At 64.9% G+C, this 19960-nt stretch carries 24 protein-coding genes and 4 pseudogenes; 9 read left to right on the top strand and 19 right to left on the bottom strand.

All coding sequences use genetic code 11. From position 1 onward, the window contains the following. Window positions 1-37: 37 nt before the first annotated feature. On the top strand, window positions 38-364 hold the full coding sequence (locus tag IPN02_02690) for a type II toxin-antitoxin system PemK/MazF family toxin (GenBank protein ID MBK9295783.1): 327 nt from the start codon (window positions 38-40) through the stop codon (window positions 362-364). A 20-nt stretch (window positions 365-384) separates the two neighbouring features. Here the strand turns inward: IPN02_02690 and IPN02_02685 are convergent, their stop codons facing one another. Both IPN02_02685 and IPN02_02680 read right to left on the bottom strand, forming a co-directional pair. Next, the gene (locus IPN02_02685; GenBank protein ID MBK9295782.1) at window positions 385-840 is read right to left on the bottom strand and encodes a hypothetical protein; all 456 of its coding nucleotides are present in this window, start codon (window positions 838-840) and stop codon (window positions 385-387) included. Window positions 841-875: 35 nt separating this feature from the next. Next, window positions 876-2540 (bottom strand): ABC transporter substrate-binding protein, encoded by a 1665-nt coding sequence (locus IPN02_02680; protein MBK9295781.1) that lies wholly within the window; start codon window positions 2538-2540, stop codon window positions 876-878. Between the two features lie 239 nt (window positions 2541-2779). Here IPN02_02680 and IPN02_02675 point away from each other — a divergent pair. Continuing rightward, window positions 2780-3346, top strand: a pseudogene (locus IPN02_02675) (YrhK family protein). A gap of 264 nt (window positions 3347-3610) precedes the next feature. Here IPN02_02675 and IPN02_02670 read toward each other — a convergent pair. The 3 genes and pseudogenes from IPN02_02670 to IPN02_02660 form a co-directional block, all read right to left on the bottom strand. Next, window positions 3611-4436 (bottom strand): annotated as a pseudogene (locus tag IPN02_02670) (SDR family NAD(P)-dependent oxidoreductase). Further along, a pseudogene (locus IPN02_02665) lies at window positions 4433-5135 on the bottom strand (acetoacetate decarboxylase family protein). The pseudogenes IPN02_02670 and IPN02_02665 overlap by 4 nt, the downstream one beginning before the upstream one ends. Window positions 5136-5563: 428 nt before the next feature. Continuing rightward, window positions 5564-5956: a helix-turn-helix domain-containing protein gene (locus IPN02_02660; GenBank protein ID MBK9295780.1), complete on the bottom strand. Its 393-nt coding sequence runs from the start codon at window positions 5954-5956 to the stop codon at window positions 5564-5566. Window positions 5957-6116: 160 nt separating this feature from the next. Here IPN02_02660 and IPN02_02655 point away from each other — a divergent pair, with 160 nt between their 5' ends. Then, the gene (locus IPN02_02655; protein ID MBK9295779.1) at window positions 6117-7067 is read left to right on the top strand and encodes a DMT family transporter; all 951 of its coding nucleotides are present in this window, start codon (window positions 6117-6119) and stop codon (window positions 7065-7067) included. A 74-nt stretch (window positions 7068-7141) separates the two neighbouring features. Here the strand turns inward: IPN02_02655 and IPN02_02650 are convergent, their stop codons facing one another. Both IPN02_02650 and IPN02_02645 read right to left on the bottom strand, forming a co-directional pair. After that, a complete protein-coding gene (locus IPN02_02650) occupies window positions 7142-7657 on the bottom strand; it encodes a GNAT family N-acetyltransferase (protein ID MBK9295778.1) in 516 nt (171 codons plus the stop codon). Next, on the bottom strand, window positions 7654-7935 hold the full coding sequence (locus IPN02_02645) for a DUF1778 domain-containing protein (GenBank protein ID MBK9295777.1): 282 nt from the start codon (window positions 7933-7935) through the stop codon (window positions 7654-7656). The genes IPN02_02650 and IPN02_02645 overlap by 4 nt, the downstream gene beginning before the upstream one ends. A gap of 822 nt (window positions 7936-8757) precedes the next feature. On the opposite strand from IPN02_02645, the gene IPN02_02640 reads away from it, so the two are divergent. Beyond that, window positions 8758-8997, top strand: coding sequence for a DUF2191 domain-containing protein (locus tag IPN02_02640; protein ID MBK9295776.1), 240 nt, complete (start codon window positions 8758-8760; stop codon window positions 8995-8997). After that, window positions 8994-9320: a type II toxin-antitoxin system PemK/MazF family toxin gene (locus tag IPN02_02635; GenBank protein ID MBK9295775.1), complete on the top strand. Its 327-nt coding sequence runs from the start codon at window positions 8994-8996 to the stop codon at window positions 9318-9320. The genes IPN02_02640 and IPN02_02635 overlap by 4 nt, the downstream gene beginning before the upstream one ends. 43 nt (window positions 9321-9363) lie before the next feature. On the opposite strand, the gene IPN02_02630 is transcribed toward IPN02_02635, so the two are convergent. The 3 genes from IPN02_02630 to IPN02_02620 all read right to left on the bottom strand — a co-directional run bounded on the left by IPN02_02630 (window position 9364) and on the right by IPN02_02620 (window position 11916). After that, on the bottom strand, window positions 9364-9744 hold the full coding sequence (locus IPN02_02630; GenBank protein ID MBK9295774.1) for a hypothetical protein: 381 nt from the start codon (window positions 9742-9744) through the stop codon (window positions 9364-9366). Further along, window positions 9741-10019, bottom strand: a complete 279-nt coding sequence (locus IPN02_02625) for a hypothetical protein (GenBank protein ID MBK9295773.1) — start codon at window positions 10017-10019, stop codon at window positions 9741-9743. The genes IPN02_02630 and IPN02_02625 overlap by 4 nt, the downstream gene beginning before the upstream one ends. Window positions 10020-10107: 88 nt before the next feature. Next, window positions 10108-11916 carry an MBL fold metallo-hydrolase gene (locus IPN02_02620; GenBank protein ID MBK9295772.1) on the bottom strand — a complete coding sequence of 603 codons (1809 nt, stop codon included), beginning with the start codon at window positions 11914-11916 and terminating at the stop codon, window positions 10108-10110. A 53-nt stretch (window positions 11917-11969) separates the two neighbouring features. On the opposite strand from IPN02_02620, the gene IPN02_02615 reads away from it, so the two are divergent. Beyond that, on the top strand, window positions 11970-12140 hold the full coding sequence (locus IPN02_02615; GenBank protein MBK9295771.1) for a hypothetical protein: 171 nt from the start codon (window positions 11970-11972) through the stop codon (window positions 12138-12140). Here IPN02_02615 and IPN02_02610 read toward each other — a convergent pair. The 3 genes from IPN02_02610 to IPN02_02600 form a co-directional block, all read right to left on the bottom strand. Continuing rightward, window positions 12133-12546 carry a PIN domain nuclease gene (locus IPN02_02610; protein ID MBK9295770.1) on the bottom strand — a complete coding sequence of 138 codons (414 nt, stop codon included), beginning with the start codon at window positions 12544-12546 and terminating at the stop codon, window positions 12133-12135. The genes IPN02_02615 and IPN02_02610 overlap by 8 nt on opposite strands. Then, window positions 12537-12758: an antitoxin gene (locus IPN02_02605; protein ID MBK9295769.1), complete on the bottom strand. Its 222-nt coding sequence runs from the start codon at window positions 12756-12758 to the stop codon at window positions 12537-12539. Before IPN02_02605 ends, IPN02_02610 begins: the two co-directional genes overlap by 10 nt. A gap of 364 nt (window positions 12759-13122) precedes the next feature. After that, window positions 13123-13713 (bottom strand): helix-turn-helix transcriptional regulator, encoded by a 591-nt coding sequence (locus IPN02_02600; protein MBK9295768.1) that lies wholly within the window; start codon window positions 13711-13713, stop codon window positions 13123-13125. Between the two features lie 163 nt (window positions 13714-13876). Between IPN02_02600 and IPN02_02595 the strand changes: the two genes are divergently transcribed. Continuing rightward, window positions 13877-14089, top strand: coding sequence for a hypothetical protein (locus IPN02_02595; protein ID MBK9295767.1), 213 nt, complete (start codon window positions 13877-13879; stop codon window positions 14087-14089). Window positions 14090-14336: 247 nt separating this feature from the next. Beyond that, window positions 14337-14660, top strand: coding sequence for a helix-turn-helix domain-containing protein (locus IPN02_02590; GenBank protein MBK9295766.1), 324 nt, complete (start codon window positions 14337-14339; stop codon window positions 14658-14660). A 19-nt stretch (window positions 14661-14679) separates the two neighbouring features. Here IPN02_02590 and IPN02_02585 read toward each other — a convergent pair whose 3' ends face one another. Beyond that, complete coding sequence (locus IPN02_02585) at window positions 14680-14874, bottom strand: hypothetical protein (protein MBK9295765.1); 195 nt, start codon at window positions 14872-14874, stop codon at window positions 14680-14682. Between the two features lie 514 nt (window positions 14875-15388). On the opposite strand from IPN02_02585, the gene IPN02_02580 reads away from it, so the two are divergent. Beyond that, window positions 15389-16132, top strand: coding sequence for a winged helix-turn-helix transcriptional regulator (locus IPN02_02580; GenBank protein MBK9295764.1), 744 nt, complete (start codon window positions 15389-15391; stop codon window positions 16130-16132). Window positions 16133-16310: 178 nt separating this feature from the next. Here IPN02_02580 and IPN02_02575 read toward each other — a convergent pair whose 3' ends face one another. The 5 genes and pseudogenes from IPN02_02575 to IPN02_02555 all read right to left on the bottom strand — a co-directional run bounded on the left by IPN02_02575 (window position 16311) and on the right by IPN02_02555 (window position 19827). Further along, window positions 16311-16496, bottom strand: a complete 186-nt coding sequence (locus IPN02_02575) for a hypothetical protein (GenBank protein ID MBK9295763.1) — start codon at window positions 16494-16496, stop codon at window positions 16311-16313. Next, the gene (locus IPN02_02570; GenBank protein MBK9295762.1) at window positions 16496-17086 is read right to left on the bottom strand and encodes a helix-turn-helix transcriptional regulator; all 591 of its coding nucleotides are present in this window, start codon (window positions 17084-17086) and stop codon (window positions 16496-16498) included. Before IPN02_02570 ends, IPN02_02575 begins: the two co-directional genes overlap by 1 nt. Before the next feature lie 149 nt (window positions 17087-17235). Then, on the bottom strand, window positions 17236-17673 hold the full coding sequence (locus IPN02_02565) for a hypothetical protein (protein MBK9295761.1): 438 nt from the start codon (window positions 17671-17673) through the stop codon (window positions 17236-17238). Next, window positions 17666-18817 carry a hypothetical protein gene (locus tag IPN02_02560; protein MBK9295760.1) on the bottom strand — a complete coding sequence of 384 codons (1152 nt, stop codon included), beginning with the start codon at window positions 18815-18817 and terminating at the stop codon, window positions 17666-17668. The genes IPN02_02565 and IPN02_02560 overlap by 8 nt, the downstream gene beginning before the upstream one ends. Before the next feature lie 146 nt (window positions 18818-18963). Next, window positions 18964-19827: pseudogene (locus tag IPN02_02555) on the bottom strand (thiolase domain-containing protein). Window positions 19828-19960: the final 133 nt, after the last annotated feature.

Here is a 19960-nt window from a genome sequence, read left to right as displayed (position 1 = left end):
CCCCCCTCGCCTCCTTCCGCGATGCGGCGGCAGCGACGTGACCGACCTCCCCAAGCGAGGTGAACTGTGGTGGTGCGAACCGCCCGGGATCGGGCGCCGACCCGTCGTGGTGTTGTCGCGCGATGCCGCCATCCCAAGATTGAGACGTGCGCTGATCGCACCATGCACGACGACCATCCGAGGTTTACCGAGTGAAGTCGTCCTCGAGCCGGGAGATGATCCGCTCGGACGTCGAAGCGCGGTCAACCTCGACTCGGTCGAATCGGTGACCGTGGCAGTGCTGGTCGAGCGTCTTGGCACCCTCAGCGGATCCCGAATGCGCCAGATCTGCGATGCCCTCGAGGTCGCCACCAACTGCGGATAACAGCCGTCAGCCTGGGAGACTCAGAGGTCGGCTCGGCCCTTTGAGAAGACCGCCCGCAGATCTTCGAGACCGGCAGGCAGCTCGATGGGCGGGTCCGGCAGCTGCTCGACGCCCCGTTCCGCGAGGATCCGTTCCATCGCCTCGGGCTCGTCGCTCCACGAGCGGGGATCGCCCATCATCACCTCGTACAGCTCGACCCCGTTCGGCCCGGCGACGAAGGGACCAAAAGCGGCGCCGTAGGGAAGCTCGAGGTGGGTGCCCACGCCGCACAGCTCGTCGCCACAGGTGAACTCGCCCGCCAGCACCGTGATCGTGTGCGGGCTGTGGTGCCCATGGCGGCGCACGATCATGCCCGGATCCCACTTGGCAAACAGCGCCAGGTACAGCGGGTCCACCGAGAACGCCACCCACCGCTCCCACACGTGCGACTCGGTGCCGTCGGGGTTGCGTTGGCTGCGCACCGCAATCCAGGGCACGTCGTTGTCGCCACCCGGGTGAATGATCGTGTGTGTCAGGAGCCGCCGCCCTCCACCCAGATGCCGGAGACCGGGTTGCCGGTCGCCAGGCCGGGGAACGGCTCCATGTCGGTCAGGTCGGGCCCGAGGATGCCGTGAACCGTCGGCACCGAGGCGACCGTCCACAGGCTCCAGTTCCACCAGATGTTGTGGACCTGTTCGGCAAAGCGCCTGTTCATGTTCTCGTAGATCTCGGCACGCTTGGCCGGATCGGCCTCGGAGCGCCCCTCTTCGAGGGCCTTGTCGATCTCGGGATCGTTGATCTTCCCGAAGTTTACCGGCGAGCCGCTGTGCCACCACACGTACTGGGTGTCTGGATCGCCGCCCGGGTGGTTGCGGAACAGCATCAGCTGAAACGCTCCGCTGATCGCACGGTCGATCTGCGCGGCCTGGTCGGTCGAGCTCAGCTTCACGTCGATGCCGGCGTCGGCCAGCTGGCTCTGGATCAATTCGGCGTCGGTCTTGGTTCCCGGGAAGGCGACATAGGTGAGCGTGAACGCCAGGTCCTCACCGGTCGCCTTCTTGTAGGCCGCCGCGTGCTCCTTGGCCTTCTCGAGATCGTGATCCGGGAACCCGGTGTCCTCGAGGTAACCCATGGTGCCCGGCGCGAACGGACCCGAGGCGACCTCCTGCAGTCCGCCGGTGCGCAGCGCGATCAGCTCGTCGCGATCCATGCCGTAGGCGACGGCCAAGCGGGCATCGAGGTTGTCGAACGGGGCCTTCGCCTCGTTGGTCATCGCGTAGCCCACCTCGGCGAAGTCCGAGTTGGAGATCATGTTGATCTGACCGCTGTCGGCAACCGGGGTCAACTGCTGGGCGGCCTCGCCGCCCGAGGTGTGGATGATGTCGAACTGACCGGTCTGGAGGCCCTCGATGCGGCTGCCGCTGTCGGACACCGGCCGGTACTCGATCTCGTCCAGGTACGGCAGCGCATTGCCGTCGGCATCGGTCTCCCAGTAGTCGGGGTTCTTCTCGGCCACGAACTTGTCGTTGACCTTCCAATCCTTCAACTTGAACGGCCCCGTGCCGACCAGGTCCTTGTTGCAGTTCTCGGCGTTGTCCAGTTGGGCCTGACCCATCATGCCCAACCGCCCGTTGTTGTACAGGGCGCTGGGCAGCGCCGGCCACGGCGTCTTGGTCGTGATCACCACGGTCGAGGCGTCGGTGGCCTCGACCGTGTCGATGTTGTCGAGCACGAAGACGAACAGCAGCGGCTTACGCCCCTCGTACTGGCCCCGGTAGGCGTCGAGGTTGTTCTTGACCACCTCGGCGGTCAGGGCCGATCCGTCGTGAAACTTCACACCTTGTCGGATCTTCAACGTCCACTCGTCGTAGGTGTCGTTGGGCTCGACCGACTCGGCCAGCATCGGCACCATCTCGTCGTTCTCGTCGGGCTGCACCAGCGTGTCGTAGATCGAGCGGGCCACCTGGATACCTGAGATGGCCAGCTGACTCTCGGGCAGGCACCACCCGGCGTTGGTCTCGGACTCGAGTGCGTAGATCACCTGACCGCCGGCCTCCGGCGTGCCCTCGTCGGTCGGAGCGCTCCCGGTCTCACCCTTGGAGCCACCGCCACCGCCGCCACCACCACAGGCCGCAGCGAGCAACCCCATGGCCATCACCGCTGCTGCGATGCCTCGCGTGCGCCGAGACTTGCTCATCGTGATCCCCCAACGGTCGGATTGTGCCATCCAAGAGGGCATCCCCACCGATGTCGGATGACGGAACAGCACCGTAGCCGCGCGCCCGAGCGATCTTTCTCGAGGTCGCTACGGACGGGCCTCACGAGCGTCTTGGAGGACTCGGCTGACGTCGAGACGTTCGACCCGCTGTCCAGTGATGTCAGCAGTCGGTGGTCGGCCACCGAACGGTCGAGGAGCCGATTTCCAGACGGGTGACCATGCAGATCCTCACCAGCGCTCCTCGTAGCCGCGGGTTGGTTCGGCACTTCAACCTAGGATCCAAGCGCAGCGCCTGCCGTGGGTTCGGACGGCGCCGGAAGGTGACCGCCGTGCCCCACATGTTCGTCAACCGTCCGAGGCAGCATGCCGTCCTCAACCCCCACGCAAGCGACCGCGACAACCGGAGGTGGGAGGCGATCAACACCGGGGTCTACCTCGTCGGTGGGGTCATGTTCGTCTGGGGCAGCGTGCTGTTCTTCCCGGCCTTCGAGAGCCGGGCCAACCGTGGCGCATGGATCTTCTTTATCGCATCGCTGATGTACATCGCTGTGACCGCTCACGACCTGCTCGAGGTGATCCGCCACCGGGAATCGCTCAAGGGGACGCCGACGATCTGGGAACGCATCGAGGGGTGGTCGGCCGCCGCCTATCTGGCTGGCAGCCTGTTGTTCGCCGTCGGCAGCATCTGCTTCCTGTCATCGGTCGGGATGTTCACCGCCGGCGCCGTCTTCTTCATCGTCGGCAGCCTGTTGTTCGTCTGCGGGGCGGTCATCAACGTGCTGCAGATCATCCAGGCCCGGGACCTGCGCATCCTCCAGTACATGAACCTCACCGCCATCACGTTTGTGACTGGATCGATGCTGTTCCTCGTCGCATCCGTTCCCTACCTCTTCAGCCTGCAGAGCGCCGCCGACACGCGGACCGTCGATGCCTTCCTCGCCACCCAGTACGTCGTGGGCAGCGCCCTGTTTCTGCTCGGCGGGGCGTTCAACTTTGTCCGTGCGCCTGGTCGACCGTGGCTCAGCCGCCCGGAGCGATCATGGTCACGCTCAGACGATGTAGTCGTCGTTGCTTGCCCGGATGGTGATGTCAGCGATGCTGATGCCCCAGGGCTGATTAATGGCGTGGATCACCTGGTCGGCGATCTGTTCGGGCGCCAGCGCGGCCAGCTCGATGCTGTCCTCGTCGGTGAGGCGGACCGGCGGGTCGTCGGAGAACACCTGGGCGAGCTTGTCGTAGAACTGGTCCTTGTTGGCGCCGAGTACCGGGTTGACCGCCTCGACGTTGATGATCCCGCCGGCCAGTCCGGTGCCGGGCACGCCGGTCGGGCGCACCGTGGTCACCTTGATCTTGCCGAGCGACTCCTGGCGCAACGATTCGGACAGCACGTTGACCGCCGCCTTGGTGGCGCCGTAGACGGCGGCGCCGCCGACCGGTGCGTTGCCGTACACCGACGAGATGTTCACCACCTGGCCTCGGCCCTGGCCGATCATCTGGTCGTGCACGGCGATGATGCCGTGCAGGACGCCCTTGATGTTGATGTCGATGCAACGGTCCCAGGCGCCGGCGGCGGCCTCGTGGTCGGCGTAGAACGCCAGGGCATCCCCCCGGCGGTGTTGATCATCACGTCGATGGCCCCAAAGCGGTCGACCACCCGGTCGGCGAACCCTCGCATCGCCGCCAGGTCGGTCACGTCCACCGTGCCGATCTCGATCCGCTCGCCGGCCAGGTCCGCCAGCGTGCGGCGTCGATGTCGCACGCACCGACGTTGGCGCCGAGCGCCGCAGCTTTCTCGGCGAGCAGGCGCCCGAAACCGCCCGCTGCGCCGGTGACGATCACGGTGCGTCCCTCGAGATGGTTCGTCGTGGCGCTCACAGCGGTGTCCCCAACTGGAACGTGGCGGTCAGGTGCTCGCCCCAACTGCAGAAGTCCGGCTCGGTGGCCAACCCGAGCGACGTCAGCTCATCGGCGATCGGTCCGCTGCCGATCGTCAGGTGCACGTCGCCGGGTTCGATGACCGCTGCCGACATGTCCATCGCCAGCGGTGTCCCGTGCGGAACGCCATCGAGGTACGAGTAGCTGGTCGTCTCGACCCGGACGGCGGTGTCGTCGGACCGGACGCGGGGAACGGTCACGCTCAGCGCAAGCTCACCGCCGTCGAACAGCTGAAAGGTCACCTGCGCGTCGGTGTAGTCGGCGTCGATCCGGGTGACGACCTTAGGGAAGCCCATCACCAGGTTGCCGGCCTCGCAGGTGAACGGCTGGTCGACCGGCATGCGGTAGATGAACGAGCCGATCACGTCGTCGCCCGCCCCCGCCGGTCGGGCCAGAAAACCCAAGGTTGACCTCGTTGTAGTTACCCCACGGGTTGTCGCGGTAGTCGCAGAGGCTGATGATGAACTGGGCGACGCCAGGCGCGATCTCGATGATCTCGAACCCGTCGCCGGGCAACAGGGCGGCCGCTGCCGCTGCGGGCACGCTGAAGCCCATCGTGGCGGCGTTGAAGTCGTCGACGTTCATCGGAAACGTGATCGGTTGGTCCTGGATCGTTCCCCAGGTCACTCGCTCGGCCATCGATCCCCCACTGGTTGTTGATCTCGGGTTCTCAGTTAACTCGAAGCGCTGCGTCCGAGGCGGCGACCGAAGAGGGCCTCGTCCTATTCGCTCGGCGGGAGACTTACCTGGCTGCGCCACTTCTCAAACCACTGACGCACACGGTCACGATCTGGCGGGGCGCACGGAAGCTCTTCGTCGCTCAGCCGGTCAAGGTGACCAAAGGCCCGGGCGATTTGTTGATTGTTCACCCCCGGCATCGATTTGCTTGGCCCACGAGATGGTCTCGGCTTTGCCGTGCTTCCGGGAGAGCGTCCACAGGTCAGTGAAGTCCCGACCTTCCGGTTGCGTCCGACACCAAGGGATCCCAGGCCGCCCGCAATGTCGCCGGCAGGACCAGGTCGGGCCAAGCCTCACCGAGGAGTACGCCATCGACCACACCCTCGATATCAATTGATGTGCCCTCCCGAAGCACGATCTCGTAGGCGCATGCGAGCGGGCCGCGACGCCAAGTCGAAACTTCGAGGGGGCCCACTCCACCAGAGGTGTTCGCCAGGCTGGAAGCGCCGGAGCGCTTGGACGGGTGGGAGCCGCCACAGCCGCGACGGCACTGCGTACGGACGTCGGCCGTCGGTCCACGTCCAGACCACCGGCAACTCGACGGCAACCTGTGCCCCCGCAGCATTCAAAAGGTCGAGCGCGTTGCGGAAGAGCGGCTCGCGCCGAGCGGACTCATAGGCGACGATGTTGGGGCGGGCCACGCCGCTGCGTTCGGCAAGGCCTGCCTGGGTGAGGCCGGAAGCGATGCGGCTGGCTCTTAAGTGGGATCCGAAGTCGTCCACCCAACGTATCGTAGTCGATACGTATCGAAGTTCTTAGTCAGCTCGCCAGCGGGTGCCGGGGCAATCACAGGCGGAGGATGAGCTGGGGACGCCCGGCGCTAACTTCGCGGCGCGCAACGCGGAGCCCGGGAGGCGGGGGCGAGCCGTTACCGTCGGCGCCGTGTTCGCCGCTTCGACCGTCAGCTCCCGCTTCGCCGGACTGTCACCCAACTCGCTTGGCGCCCTCTACATGATCGTGGGCTCGGTCGGCTACGTCACCAACGACACGCTTGTCCGTGCGGCGACCGAGGAGGGGCTCGACGTCTACCAGGCCCTCTGCCTCCGCGGGCTCGCTATGACGGTGATCTTCGCTGCGATCACCCGGCGGCGGGGCGGCCGAATCACCCGCCAGCAGTTCACGCGACCCCTCGTCGGTCGCGTGGCCGCCGAGCTGGCGGGAACGGCGCTGTTTTTCGCAGCGCTCGTCAACCTCGATTTCGCCAACGCGCAGACGATCCTGCTCCTCGTCCCGTTCGCCGTCACGCTCACGGCGGCGCTTGCGCTGGGCGAGCCGGTCACCGGGCGCCAGTACGCCACGGTGCTCGCCGGGTTCGCCGGGGTGCTGTTGGTCGTGCAGCCGGCAACCGACGGCTTCTCGCTGTGGTCGCTGGTCGTCGTCGCCAGCGCAGCGTTCATGACCGTGCGCGAGTTCGCCACCCGACGTGTCCACAAGGCGATCCCGGCCGCCTCGGTCGCCCTGATCACGGCGGTGGGGCTCACCATCCTCACCGGTGTCATCTCGGTTTTCACCGGTTGGAACACCGTCACGCCGCGCGCCGCGCTGCTCGTCGTTCTCGCGTGCCTGAGCCTCACCGTGGGCTACATCTTCACGATCCAGACCGTGCGCGTCGGCGACCTGGGCGTCTCGGCGCCGTTCCGCTACACGACGCTGCTCGGCGCCGTCGTCTTGGGCTACCTCGTCTTCGCCGAGATCCCCGATGCGCTCACCCTCGCCGGATGCGCGGTGATCGTCACCAGCGGCATCTACGCCATCCGCCTTGAGCGGCGACACGCTGCCAGCGGCGCAACCGCCCCCGCCACCGGTGACGCCGAGGGTGACGAACCGAGGTAGTCCACGATGATCGGGACGGTCTCATCGATCCTGAGCACGGGCCGCACGTCAAAGTCGAGCTACTCGGTGGAGCCCTACCGGAGCGTCCTCATGATGTCCTTCATCATCAGGACCAGATGAAGCTCGTCGGTGGGAGACGGTTCGAACTCCGGGATCAAGTGGACGTAAAAGTCTCGGGCTTGCGGTGACTCCGCATGAACCAGGAGGCCTCGGCAACCAATCTCCTGGCCGATCTCAACCGACCGCGAAATCACATCCTGAAGGAGGGCGGCCCCAAGTCCTCTTCCCTCGTGCGCCGCCGAGACCCCGAGTCGAGCGAGCAGCGCAACGGGCTGGGGGTGCCGGCCGGCGCCCTTCCTCAGCCGTGCCGGCACCTCGGTTGGGACGATCGAGGCCATCGCCCACGCGTAGTAGGCCACCACCTGATCGTGATCCGGTTCGGTGACGACGAGTACCCGTGCCGAATTGGAGGAGTTGGCTTGACGGGCGTGCCGCCTCAGCCACTGCGTCTGCTCGACGGAACGACATTCGAACGTTTCGACCACATCGTCTGGACCAAGCGCTCGCGGCGCCAGGTACCGACGGTTCATTCGTCGACGAAGGGCGACGGTCGCTCCATCAGCGACCGCAAGCCGCCAAGGTCCCGTGCTGGTCGCCGGTTGGCTGCGTCCCACGAACGAAACGCGGCGCCATCGAGTTCAAAGACCGTGCGGTCCGCCAGCACCCGCTGTGCCGCCACCCTGAGGTTAGATACCACGAAGTCGGTCAGGTCGGTCTCCGACGCCGCCACCGCCCGATTGATGAGTTCTCGATCCTCAACGGTCGTTCGCACCTCGAGCCGCTCGCTCCGTCTCCGCTTCGTCTCCATGGGTGTCCTCGTCTCCTCGACGCGTACGGCCATTGTACGGCAATGTGCCCCATCCTCAATCGCATGAGGGGATCCGAGCAAGCCCATAGAGAAAAGGGCTACCTCGCGTTGACCGCCGCTGAGTCCGGCCCCGAAGCAACGCCGCCTCTCGGAATATCGGTTGCATCCAACATCAAGGGATGCCAAGCCGCCCGTGATGTCGCGGGCAAGACAAGGTCGGGCCAAGCCTCACAGAGGAGCACGCCATCGACCACACCCTCGTCACTTGGGGTGCCCTCCCGAAGCACGATCTCGTAGGCGCGCGGGCGGGCCGCGACGCCAGGTCGAAACTCCGAGGAGGCCCACTCCGCCACAGGTGCCCACCAGGCTGGAATTGCTGAAGCGCTTGGGCGGGCGGGAGCCGCCACAGTCGCGACGGCACAGCGTACAGACGTCGACCGTCGGTGTACGTCCAGACCACCGGCAACTCGACGACGACCTGTGCCCCCGCAGCATTCAAAAGGTCGAGTGCGTTGCGAAAGAGCGGCTCGCGCCGTGCGGGCTCATAGGCGACGACGTTGGGGCGGCCACGCCGCTGCGTTCCGCAAGGTCGGCCTGGGTGAGGCCGGAAGCAATGCGGCTGGCTCTCGAGCGGGATCCGAAGTCGTCCGCCTAATGTATCGCAGTCGATACGTATCGAGGCTGCCCGGCAATGACCCAAGTCAGTGGCGTCGACGATTGAAGGTGCGTACCGCGGCTACCTCGACGCTGGTGAGGCGATGCTGGAGGTGCAGACGACCTCCGCGCCAACCGGTTATGCCATGTTCGTGGCATAATAGTTGCATGGCACGAACTCGGATCAGCACCACCGTCGACCGCGATCTTCTCGACGAAGCACGACGAGCATTCGCTGGCACGACCGATGCCAAGTTGATCGATGAGGCTCTCGCCGCACTGTGCTTCCGGTATCGCTCGGCGCAGATCGATGCCGCCTACGCCACTGCGTATCGAGATCATCCGATCGATGAGGCTGACGAGTGGGGCGACCTCGCATCGTTCCGCGATGCGGCTGCAGCGACGTGACCGATCTCCCCAAACAAGGTGAGCTGTGGTGGTGCGAGCCGCCCGATGTCGGGCGGCGACCGGTCGTGGTGTTGTCGCGCGATGCCGCCATCCCAAGGTTGAGGCGTGTCATGGTCGCACCCTGCACCACGACAATCCGCGGTCTGCCGAGCGAAGTCGTACTCGAACCCGGCGATGACCCGCTCAGCCTTCGAAGTGCGGTGAACCTCGACTCCATCGAATCGGTGTCCGTGGCAGTACTGGTTGAACGGCTTGGAGCGCTCAGCGGACTCCGGATGCGCCAGATCTGCAGTGCGCTCGAAGTCGCTACCGGCTGCAGCTAGGCATCGTCGACGAGCGCATCCGCCCAGATTGGTCCGGTTCGGTTCAGGACAAGACGACATCGCATCTGAGTTCGGCGGCGTGAACGAGCGACGCGATGTCGCCCGGATCCGAAGTGATGATCTGATCATCGTGATCCGCGAGCGCCACCACAGCGGCGTCGATGGCGTCACCCATGCCACTTCGAGCCAGCAAAACTCCGGCCCGACGCCCGAGCCCGTCATCGAGCGGGGTCGTTTCGATGGACTTCAGAGCCCGTGCGAGCGGCGCCTGACGACCTGCGCCCCCACGCCAGACCTGAGCGATCACGCCGCCATGGGTCCGGGGCGGCACTCCCGCGAGTTTCGCTGCCTTGAGCCGTCGCCACATCGCCCGGTCGTTGCGCTCGAGCGCGAAGAACGCTCCGGTGTCAAGGATGAGGGTCATCCGGCCCTACGCAGCTCGGCCCGCACGAGCGCTGCGGAGTCCCGGTCGGCCTGCGTTTGTTGCGCCAGCTCGTCGTCCGTGATTGTGCCGTGAACCGCCTCATACTCAGCGATGAGCTCGCCCAGGGCCTCCAAGCGCCGGTCATTGGTCTGTCGAGCGACCATGGCTTCACCAATCCAGGCACTGACCGACGAGGCTCGACCATCTGCGACGGCCTTGGTCGCATCTTCGATGAGATCCTCGTCCACCGTGATGGTTACTCGCCGCTTCTGCATACGATCATCATACTATGGACATCGTTTCCGAGTACTGGCGCGGCCACGCCTCGCCGGATCTTCATAGCGACCCTCTGGTCGCCCGCGGTCAGGGCGTGACGATCGCGAAGTCGGGGTTTGGCTGGTCGGTGTGCCCGATGAGGGTGGCGAGGACGGCGGAGTCACCGTCGATGGTGACCCCGTCGGCGTTGCCGGCCATCAGAAGTGCGACGAGTTGCTGTCGGGTCGCCGTGATTGTGGCATCGGCGGCCGGCAACGAGTCGGTTGGGTGGTGGATGAGCACGCCGTTGCTCAGCTCCATGCGGTAGTACTCGTCGGCGTCGGTGATGTGCCAGGCGATCGTGAGGTGTGCGTCCCATGCGGAGGGCCCGTCGATGCGGATGGCGATGGAGTCGAAGAGTTGGGTGACGGTCAGCGCAGGAGCGAGGCCCGCGCTGTTGATGTCGGTGTGGTCGACGGTGTTGGTCCGAAGCTCTTGGGCGCCGGTGAGGAAGCTGTTGCGCCAGGTCGCGTTCTCTGCGCCGTAGCCGAGCTGCTCGAGGGCTGAGGCGAGCAGCTCGCGGGCGGCGAGGTTGTCGGGGCCGGCAAAAACGGCGTGGCTGGCCAGCTCGGCGGCGAAGCGAAGATCGCCGGCGTCGTAGAACTCGTTGGCCCGGGCGATGGTGGCATCGATGCCGCCGATCGCCTGGACGTAGCGGGTCGCTGCGGCTTCGGGCGGGTGCATCCAGAGGTGGGCGGGGTTGGCGTCGTACCAGCCGAGGTAGCGCTGGTAGATGGCCTTCACGTTGTGGTTGACCGAGCCGTAGTAGCCGTGGGTGTGCCACGCCTGTTCGAGTACCGGGGGCAGCTCCATCATCTCGGCGATCTCGCTGTGGACGTAGCCCTGGTTGATCAGCCGCAGGGTCTGGTCGTGCAGGTAGCCGTACAGATCGCGCTGGGCGATCAGGTACCCGACGATGGCGTCGGTGCCCCACGTCGGCCAGTGGTGCGATGCGAACGACACGTCCGCGTCGCGGGCAAACAGATCGATGGCTTCGTTGAGGTAGCGCGACCAGATACGCGGGTCACGAACCTGAGCGCCGCGCAGGGTCAACAGGTTGTGCAGGTTGTGCGTTGCGTTCTCGGCCATGCACAACGCACGCCGGTCTGGGAAGTAGAAGTTCATCTCGGACGGGCACTCGGTGCCAGGCGTCATCTGGAAGACGATGCGCACCCCGTCGAGGACCTCTTCCTGGCCGGTGTGGGTGATGTCGACCGTGGGTGCGATCAGGCCGGGCGTTCCGGTCGAGCCGCCGGCGCCAAGCCCGATGCCGAGGGTGCCCGTGGGGCTCTTGTCGAGGTTGATGCCCGCGTAGTACATCGAGCGACGCAACATCGCAGTCCCGGCGTAGACGTTCTCCGAGACCGCATGCTCCAGGAAGTGCTCCGGAGCGAGGATTGGCACCTCGGTGTCGGCGTCGACCACGCCGAGGACGCCACCGAAGTGGTCCAGGTGCGCATGGGTGTAGATGACCGCAGTCACGGTTCGATCGCCACGGTGTGCGCGGTACAGCGCCAGCGCCGCAGCCGCGACCTCCTCGGAAATCAACGGGTCGATGACGATGACCCCGTTCTCGCCCTCGACAAGTGTCATGTTCGACATGTCGAAGCCGCGCACCTGGTAGATGCCGTCGGTCACCTTGTACAGCCCGTGCTTCGCGGTCAGCTGCGCTTGGCGCCACAGGCTCGGGTTGACCGTCGACGGGCACTCGGCATCGAGGAACCCCCAGTCCATGTCCCACACCACGCGACCGTCGTCGGCCGTGATCACCATGGGATCGAGCGCTGCGATGAACCCCCGATCAGAAGCAACAAAGTCGTCGCGATCCTCGAAATCGGCTGTCCCGGCACCAGACATATGCGCTCCCTCACGTAGCGGACCAGCATCCCGACCCGAAGCCGAAACTGTACGTGCATCCCAGCCACACGTCGACGCGCAGTGTCGAGGTGATCCGACATCGGGCCACGCTTGAGCGGACGCTGATCATCTGGGATCGCCTTGAGGCATGGGCTGCGCTCAGCTTCCTCATGGCCATCGCCTACGTGACGGGATCCGTGCTGTTCGGTTGGTGGCTCACCTGAGGTCGAGGCGCTCGACAGGCTGGCCGGTGACGTCAGAGATCAGGTCGAAGTCCTTATCCAGATGAAGCACGGTGAGCTCAGCAAGTTCCGCTGTTGCAGCGATCAACACGTCTGGAATCGACGGCGCACGATGCTGCCCCCGGGCTGCCAGCAGGGCTTGGACCGCCATGGCCCGATCCTCGATGGTGGGGGTCAAGTACTCCACCGGCATCGACGCAAACGGGGGCTGAGACGTCACGAGCCGGTGATCGGTCGCCGAACGGGCGGAGAAGCCAATTTCCAAACGGGTGACCGTGCAGATCCGGACCAGTCCGCGCTCAATCCTGGCCGCCCATTCAGGCGCGTTCTCAGCCAGATGGAGGCGCCCAAACGCCGACTTGTCAACGAGCCAAACGGTCACGACCAAGCGCCGGACATGACGTCAGGGTCGTCGAGGTCGGCCGTCAGCTCAGCCATCCGGCTGAGCTGGGCAACGCTCACGGGCCCAAAGCCCTCCTGACGTTCTCGTTCCAGCACTCGCCTGAGGTACTCGGAACGCGAAAGTCCCAAGCGCTTCGCCGATAGGTCGATGGCCGCAACGACGTCGCCTGCAACCCCTCGGATCAGAATGTCGGCCATTCGAACCTCTCACTGTGATATCTCATGATATCGCCATGCCAACCAGCATCGCCGCCATCGGTTGTGTATGCGGAGATGTCCGGCAGCGATCCAGCGACGCGTAAGTACACGGCTTGAGCGCCTACCACGATGATCGAGGAGCGCCTCGCCCTCTGCCGACATTCGTCCGCTGCCACTCAACCAGTCGACCGCCAGTTGTGGAAGGTTCACGAAACGGACGTCGTAGGTTGCCCTCCCGAAGCCCATGACAGCCCAGAAGCGACCCGCCGACCAGGATCAGCGTGTGCTGGAGACCGATCGGCTTCCACTGCATCGGCAACCTCACCGCGGTACTGCCGGATGTGGTGACCGGTGAGTGGTGGCATCACGCAATCTCGTTCCACCGATCACGCCACAGGCTGTTGGACGCGAGAACAAAGCCCCTGGCCGCCAGTTGCGGAGCCGTGGCGCTCTGCGCTGCCGCCTGCATCCGGGGTGTTGCGGGCGTGCACCATGGCCTACTCAGGCCAGGAATCTCAGCAGTCCACGACGGGCGTGGCAGCTCGGCGTCATCGCTGAGCTTCTCAGCCATCGCTGCCAGGAGATTGTCCATGACCTGCGATCCTGACGGGTCAGGCTTGTCGGCGATCGACGCCTGGATCAGCTCCGGATGGAGCCAGAGGTAGTCGAGGAATACCCTTAGCCGGGTCCAGTCCGGACGATCCGTGCCATCCGGATGGACCCGCCACGCGTCCGTCAACGCACCGAGCCTCCCCTCGTGCGAGCGACGAGCACGGAGTTCGAGGTCGTGCCCGGAAGCATCGAGGAGCCGGTCGAGCATGCCAACGGTTGGGTCCATGTGACGTCGCTCGACCCGCGAAACCGTCGAGGCAGCGACGCCTGCCCGCCCTGCCAGCTCCCGAACGGTCAGGTTGGCTTCCTCACATGCCGCTTTCACCAGCATCGCCGCATCCATGACGTAAGCATATACGCAACAGCTCGCCGACGGTCAGCCAGACAGGGATCAAAACGATGGAAGCCCTGGTGGCCACCGAAGCGAGCCATCCCAGGACTTATGGGCCAAGCGTACCGCCCGGTCCCGACAGGGAGCGGGCAACAGCAGTGGCAACGCCGCCGATGTGGATCAGGCACGCCGGGTCCTCGGCACCGCAAAGTCATCGCAGGTGCGGATCGCCGTATCCGCTGACCTCGGTCCCGACCTGCTGGCCCCATGGCGCCACCCCACGCTGACCATCGTCTACGCCGACGGCCAGATTCCGCTGGAGGAATCCGGGATGGTCCCAGCCGAAGGTCAAGCCGACGCCAGCCTCGTTCTACGCATCACCGAATAGTCGGCGGACCTTTCTGCAACGCCTCCTGGCCCGCCGAAGTAGAGGGTCTCCCCTGGCCGACCCAACCCAGCAATGGTGGGACCTCAAGGATCTCGGCGGCGAAGACCGGTACGAGGCCGCCGACCGCCTCCAGCAGGCCATCATCGATCGAGCCCTGCCGAGGGGCACATGAACGAACAGCGGGTCGGTCTCACGAGCGTGTCTGCCGCCCCTGAGCCAGAGCATTGCGTATCATAAAAGACACGCTATGCTGGCGAGCATGTCAACCGCGCGCACCGGAGCAGAGCGATACCTCGAAGCCCGGCGGGCGGATCCCGACTATGAGCGCGAGTACCAGGCCGCTCGGCGACGAATCGGTCAGATCGATTCATTCATCCGAATGCTCGACGAACGGCGGTCCAACCTCCACCTCAGCAAGGCCGAGTTGGCGCGCCGTGCTGATCTCCGCCCAGAGATGGTCAGGCGGCTCTTTTCCGCCCAGGGGCCCAACCCCACCCTCGCCACGCTTGTTGCGCTCACGGAGGCCCTCGAGCTGGAGCTTGTCGCTCAACCCAGGTCGACGAAAGGTTGAAGGGCCGTTTCGCCTCCGGTCAATAGGGGTCGATCTCGATCTCAATCAAGACGATGGAGCCGTCAGCCAAGAGTTGGCCAGTCACCAGCGCGGCCTTCGCCAAACTCCCGGTTGCGACCAGCAACCGGTAGTCATCGCGATCGGCAAACATCGGCTGAAGCTCGTCGAACCGTTCAGCGAACGCATCGGCGATAAGCGGCAGGTCGATCAGCAAGAAATCGGTCGACGACGGCTCACCGTTTGGCCCCCTGCCGGGCCCGAAGATCGCGTCCAGCTCGTCGAAGAAGTGTGGGGCAACCCGAACAGCTCGACGGGAGGGGTTCATCAGCCCGCTTGAGACCCCTCGGTGGCCGCAATCCGTCGCTCGACCTTCCGCCGAGCCCGATCGAGTAGGTCAGGGGGCACCTGGCTCGGGTCGGTAACGAATCCAGCCTTTACGATCGCGGCGCGCTCATCCGGTGAGAGCCGTTCCAACTCCGCTGCTGTCCAGATCTTCTCTCCAGCCATGCAAACCAGCGTACCGCGACATCAGCTGATCTCGACCCTCCAGTTCGGGTCGAGCGACCCGGTCAGGGATCGCCGGCTCCGACCGAAGCGCCATCCCCTGAATCCACTGCGGCTGACACCCCTCAGCCGCCGCCGCATCCGCCGAGGCCGCGGCTTCGTTAGAACCTCTCAGGGTATGAGTGTTCCTTGTTTCCATGAGAGAACACTTATACCCTGAGAGGATGACAGCGACCGACAGCCGAGTGCGCTCGGTTCGCAGCTGGGGTGCAGGAACCTGCGCGGTGGTTCGGCTCCTCATCGCGCTCGACCAACCGATCACCGGTATGGCGATCGCACGTGAGGTGGGCGTCACCCAACCTCGGGTCTCACAGGTACTGGCCCAGCTGAGCGACAAGGGGGCTGTCACAGCTTCCCCCCGGGGCTATACCGGCGACCCCGCTCGGCTACTCGTCCTCTACCAGGCCCATGCCAAACCACACCTCGCCGAGCCACAGTCCTACTGGTACAGCACCCGGCCACTCATGGATCAGGCACGCCGGGTCCTCGATACCGCAAAGATGTCGCAGGTGCGGATCGCCTTCTCCGCTGATCTTGGTCCCGACCTGCTGACCCCATGGCGCCATCCCACGCTGACCATCGTCTACTCCGACGGCCCGATTCCTCTGGAGGAGTCCGGCATGGTCCCGGCCGTTGGGCGAGCCGACGCCAGCCTTGTTCTGCGCATCACCAAAGAGCCGGCGAACCTTTCCGCGACGCCTCCCTGGTGCGCCGACGCTGAGGGGCTCCCAATGGCCGACCCCGCCCAGCAATGGTGGGACCTCAAGGATCTCGGCGGAGAGGACCGGGACGAGGCCGCCGACCGCCTCCGCCAGTCCATCATCGATCGAGCCCTCCCGAGGATTCCACCTTCTGTTGAACAGTCGGATCACGGACCTTCCGCCTCAATCACAAGGGACTGGATGTAGTTGCTGAGAAACTCGTCGTCCGGAGCGTGCGGATAGGCCTCCCGGAACATCGTTGCGGCGGCCTCTGGCGATACGAAACCCGTCCGAGACCAAATCGCTGCAAGATCCTCTCGGTCTTGTTCTCGTCCGGCATAAAGCTTCATGACGAACACCTGGGCCCACGGCGCACCGAGAACCTTCAGCCGTGGAGCTCAGCATCCAACCGTCGAACGCTGTCGACATCAAAGGTCGCCTCCCGAAGCCCATGCCAGGCCAGAAGCGACCCGCCGACCAGGATCAGCGTGTGCCGGGGACCGATCGGCTCCATTGCATCGGCAACCTCACCGAGGTAAAGCCGGATGTCGAGACCGGTGAGTGGTGGCATCACGCAACCTCGTTCCACCGATCACGCCACAGGCTGTTAGACGCAAGAACAAAGCCCCTGGCCACCAGTTGCGGAGCCGTGGCGCTCTGTGCAGCCGCATGCATCCGGGGTGTTGCAGGCGTGCACCATGGCCTACTCAGCCCAGGTATCTCAGCAGTCCACGACGGGCGCGGCAGCTCGGCGTCATCGCTGAGCTTCTCAGCCATCGCTGCCAGCAGGTTGTCCATGACCTGCGATCCCGACGGGTCAGGCTTGTCGGCGATCGCCGCCCGGGTCAGCGCCGGGTGGAGCCAGAGGTAGTCGAGGAATACCCTCAGCCGGGTCCAGTCCGGACGATCCGTGCCATCCGGATGGACCCGCCAGGCGTCTGTCAACGCACCGAGCCTCCCCTCGTGCGAGCGACGAGCAGTGAGCTCAAGGGTTTGACCGGCAGCATCGAGGAGTCGGTCAAGCATGCCAACGGTTGGGTCCATCTGACGCCGCTCGATCCGAGAAACCGTCGAGGCAGCGACGCCTGCCCGCGCCGCCAGCGCTCGAACGGTCAGGTTGGCCTCCTCACGTGCCGCTTTCACCAACATCGCCGCATCCATGACGAAAGCATATACGCAACGGGTCGCCATGCGGCCAGTAAGGGATCAAAACGATGGAAGCCCTGGTGGCCGCTGAAGCGAGCCATTCCAGGGCTTATAGCCAAGCGTACCGCTCAGCACCCATACCACCACCCTTGCTTGCTGGAGGACTATTCAATCGTCGCCGGTGACGCCGCGACGTATTCAGACTTGAGGTGAAGCCGTTGCGCGACGGCTCGTCTCCGGGGCTTGTGTTCCACACGTCGAAAGTCGATGAAGCAGTGGAAGCCATCATCGACACCGTCGCAACTGCTGTCGTCGACTACATCCATCGTGACGCCCTCAAGCTCGGCGGCATCAAGCACATCAGACACGTGGAAATGCGCCACTCCTACGGTCGTGCGGTTTCGTGTCCCCCACAGGTCAACGAAGTCCTGGAGCTCGATCTTGTGCGAGTCCACGCAGGAGTGCTTAAGGTCGTCTGAAGCAGGCATGAAGACATCGAACCGAAACTTGATGCCGGACGGATACATCTGGGTTGGCAACACATTGCGCCAAACCGCAGAAGGATGCCCCGTCATCGAAGCCTCGCAGGGCTCGTCACTCACTGGTGAGATCCTCGAGAACCCCGATCTGGGCAATCAGGTCGGGGACCGTGGGGTATTCCAGGATGGTTGATGGATGGCGGTCCTCATGGGTTCCGACGACCTCAACGATCCCGTCTTCAAACACATCCAGCGACGTCATCCACCCAGACCCCGACCAGCAGAGGCGGATGCTCTGTTCCCCAGTTGCGTACGCATCAGACGGAGGCGGAAGGCGTTCGTGGGAGAGGGCCTGCAGGACATCGAGAGCGCTCGCCCGTAGCTGTTCAGGTATCGGCTCTCCGCATTGCCCATCAATCCAGCCGGACTCGAGGCCGCTTGTTGCAACGATCGCATCTTGGGCGGCGTCAAAAGCACCAAGCTCAACTTCAACAACGCTGATCCCCAAGAGTTCCCCGACCCCCTTCCTTCCCCCATCGTGGCCGATTTTGAACTCGACTTCGACGGCCACGCGAGGGCCCAGTCCATCCGGACGCAGGTTGTCATGAAGCAGGGCCCAGTCGTTCTCGGTATATTCGACCGTGAAGAGTTCACCAGCTTCTGACTGCAGCGTCGCCTTATGCCCCTTTGAGTCGAGAGCCGCAATTCGGGCGACCTCCTCGGCAACCTCCGAATGGGTCCCGGCCAACGATGCCAAGAGAACCCTGCGAGTACCTTCGTCGAACCGGACCGGATCGGAGACTGCTTCGCCTGCTCGTGAGATGGACACCCACTCGTCGGGGCGAAGGTTGCGCCCGAAGTTCTTCAGCGCCACCGTTGCCGCCGAGGTCCGTAGCTCGGGAGGCAAGGTCTGCGCCCGCGCCGGTGACCTCAGCGCATCCTCGATCATCCGCTGAGAAGCCGCCAGCTCATCCTCAGTAAGCGGCAATTGGTCCCCATTGGTAACAAGCCGCTCCAGCACCGGAGCGACACTGCCGGAGTCCAACCGCCGAAGAACCAGGCCGAGATCATCAGCGAAGTTCCGCGGGATCCGCTGCCGGTGGGGACGACGGCTGAGGTAGACCTCCCGAGCGACGGCCACGAGGAGGTCTCGGTAGGCGACGACCTCGGGCAGCAGGTCAATCGGCAGCGCCGGCGGCCCGTCCGGCATCTCGCCAATCCGGCCGCCATCAAAACTCAGTCGAACGAAGTCCTCGAACTCGCTCATCTCCACCTCCACTCGGACCGGCAACGGTAACAGGAAGAAACTGGGGAATGGTTCACCAAGAACCACGCCATACCTGGGACGATCGCGCCGATCCTGACCGGCAGGATCGTCCCGAGTTCGGTAGAGCAAACGGCGCCGCGGCGCCGTCAGGGCTTGTCGGTGCCGACCACCCACATCGCAAAGAACTGTGTGGCACCGCCGTAAGCGTGACCCAGCGCACGGCGCACACCATCAACCTGATGATCCCCGGCCATGCCCCGCACCTGCATCGCCGCCTCACCAAAACGGATCATCCCCGACGCACCGATCGGGTTCGACGACAACACCCCACCCGAACAGTTCACCGGCAACTTCCCGTCCGGACCGGTCGCACCCGACTCGGTCAGCTTCCAGCCCTCCCCCACCTCGGCAAACCCCAAGTTCTCCATCCACATCGGCTCATACCAACTGAACGGCACATAAATCTCGGCCGCGTCGATCTCATCGATCGGGTTCGTGATCCCCGCCCGCGCATACACATCGGCCACACACTCTTGACCGGCGATCGGGTTCACCTGATCACGCCCAGCAGCCATCGCCGGCTCCGAACGCAACGCCATCCCCTGAATCCACGCCAGCTGACGCCCCTCAGCCACAGCAGCATCAGCGGTCGCCTCGTCACCGAGCACCATCGCAAACGCACCATCCGACGACGGACACGTCTCCGAATAGCGGATCGGATCCCACAACATCAACGACTCACGCACCGAGTCATAGGTGATCTCCGGCTCGTGCAGATGCGCATACGGGTTGCGCAACGCGTTCAACCGATCCTTCACCGCCACCTGGATGCCAATATCGTCGGGCGCACCCGACCGAGCCATGTAGTTGCGGATGTACGGAGCGAAGTAGCCGCCCGCACCCGCCACCAGCTGCTGCTGAAACGGGATCTGGAACGACAGCGCCCACATCGCCTCCGAACAGCTCTGCATCTCCCAGGCCACGGTCAGCACCCAGCGGGCCGCACCGGTGGCGTGGGCCACGCCCCGGTTGACCGACCCGTCGAAGATCCGGTTGGCAACCTCGCCGATGCGGATCATGCCAGCGGCCATCATCGGGCTGGCCCACCGACCACTTTGAAGGGTGGAGATCATGCGGTCGCCT

It is taken from the genome of Candidatus Microthrix subdominans, from assembly GCA_016719385.1.
Lineage (GTDB): Bacteria > Actinomycetota > Acidimicrobiia > Acidimicrobiales > Microtrichaceae > Microthrix > Microthrix subdominans.
The sequence above is the reverse complement of the archived record's forward strand: the minus strand, read 5'-3'. Positions and strand labels throughout refer to the sequence as shown.

Excerpts from the sequence above, each read along its gene's own strand:
- IPN02_02680 (MBK9295781.1), bottom strand. The coding sequence starts at position 2,540 with ATGAGCAAGTCTCGGCGCACGCGAGGCATCGCAGCAGCGGTGATGGCC.
- IPN02_02650 (MBK9295778.1), bottom strand. The coding sequence starts at position 7,657 with ATGAACCGTCGGTACCTGGCGCCGCGAGCGCTTGGTCCAGACGATGTG.
- IPN02_02645 (MBK9295777.1), bottom strand. The coding sequence starts at position 7,935 with ATGGAGACGAAGCGGAGACGGAGCGAGCGGCTCGAGGTGCGAACGACC.
- IPN02_02640 (MBK9295776.1), top strand. The coding sequence starts at position 8,758 with ATGGCACGAACTCGGATCAGCACCACCGTCGACCGCGATCTTCTCGAC.
- IPN02_02630 (MBK9295774.1), bottom strand. The coding sequence starts at position 9,744 with ATGACCCTCATCCTTGACACCGGAGCGTTCTTCGCGCTCGAGCGCAAC.
- IPN02_02625 (MBK9295773.1), bottom strand. The coding sequence starts at position 10,019 with ATGCAGAAGCGGCGAGTAACCATCACGGTGGACGAGGATCTCATCGAA.
- IPN02_02620 (MBK9295772.1), bottom strand. The coding sequence starts at position 11,916 with ATGTCTGGTGCCGGGACAGCCGATTTCGAGGATCGCGACGACTTTGTT.
- IPN02_02605 (MBK9295769.1), bottom strand. The coding sequence starts at position 12,758 with ATGGCCGACATTCTGATCCGAGGGGTTGCAGGCGACGTCGTTGCGGCC.
- IPN02_02600 (MBK9295768.1), bottom strand. The coding sequence starts at position 13,713 with ATGGATGCGGCGATGCTGGTGAAAGCGGCATGTGAGGAAGCCAACCTG.
- IPN02_02590 (MBK9295766.1), top strand. The coding sequence starts at position 14,337 with ATGCTGGCGAGCATGTCAACCGCGCGCACCGGAGCAGAGCGATACCTC.
- IPN02_02580 (MBK9295764.1), top strand. The coding sequence starts at position 15,389 with ATGACAGCGACCGACAGCCGAGTGCGCTCGGTTCGCAGCTGGGGTGCA.
- IPN02_02575 (MBK9295763.1), bottom strand. The coding sequence starts at position 16,496 with ATGCCACCACTCACCGGTCTCGACATCCGGCTTTACCTCGGTGAGGTT.
- IPN02_02570 (MBK9295762.1), bottom strand. The coding sequence starts at position 17,086 with ATGGATGCGGCGATGTTGGTGAAAGCGGCACGTGAGGAGGCCAACCTG.
- IPN02_02560 (MBK9295760.1), bottom strand. The coding sequence starts at position 18,817 with ATGAGCGAGTTCGAGGACTTCGTTCGACTGAGTTTTGATGGCGGCCGG.